At 69.4% G+C, this 248-nt stretch carries 1 protein-coding gene; it reads right to left on the reverse strand.

Annotation, left to right across the window (positions count from 1 at the left end):
* Positions 1-219 (reverse strand): hypothetical protein (locus tag IF89_RS40275; protein WP_043195196.1); only part of this gene is annotated, 219 nt, incomplete at its 3' end.
* Positions 220-248 lie beyond the last annotated feature (29 nt).

Here is a 248-nt window from a genome sequence, read left to right on the forward strand (position 1 = left end):
GTCGTAGGCGTAGGTGATGAGGGTGTTCTTCTTGGCGTCCGCGTCGTCGCGGGCGCCTTCCCACACCCCGGTGACCCGGTTGAGGGCGTCGTACTCGGTCTGCCGGACTGTGGTGGCCCCGTCGGCGTCGGTGACCGCGGAGGAGAGCAGCAGCCCGGTGTCCCCGTCGTAGGCGTGGACGGTGCGCGATACCCGTGTGCCGTCCTTGGACGTGACCACAGCCTCGGCTATCTGCCCGTCGCCGGTGT

This window comes from Streptomyces sp. NRRL F-2664, assembly GCF_000719345.1.
Lineage (GTDB): Bacteria > Actinomycetota > Actinomycetes > Streptomycetales > Streptomycetaceae > Streptomyces.